At 49.0% G+C, this 557-nt stretch carries 1 pseudogene; it reads left to right on the forward strand.

The features are described from left to right. Positions 1-557, forward strand: a pseudogene (locus R7E78_RS29330) (flagellin); the annotation flags it as partial.

Consider the following 557-nt stretch of genomic DNA (forward strand, 5'->3'; position numbering starts at 1 on the left):
ACGTCATTTGACCAGTGCAACGGATATGCTGAATCAATCCATGGAGCGTTTGTCTTCAGGGAAGCGTATTAACAGCGCAAAAGATGACGCGGCAGGCCTGCAAATCTCCAATCGTCTGCAATCACAAATGCGTGGTTTGGATGTGGCGGTTCGTAACGCTAATGATGGCATCTCTATCATGCAAACCGCAGAAGGCGCGATGAATGAGGTGACGAACATCATGCAACGTATGCGTGATTTGTCGCTTCAGTCGGCTAATGGCTCAAACAGCCAAGCCGAGCGTACCGCGTTGCAAGAAGAAGTCACCGCGTTAAACGATGAGTTAAACCGCATTGCGGAAACCACATCTTTTGGTGGACGCAAACTGTTGAATGGCGCATTCGGCAAATCGTCTTTTCAAATCGGTGCTGCTTCTGGTGAAGCCGTACAGATTGAGTTGAAATCGATGCGTACTGACGGGTTGGACATGGGGGGCTTTAGTTATGTTGCTCAAGGGCGTGCTGATTCTGATTGGCAGGTAAAAGAGAACGCCAATGATCTGACGATGTCTTTCACCA

The sequence above is a fragment of the Vibrio sp. YT-19(2023) genome (genome assembly GCF_033337395.1).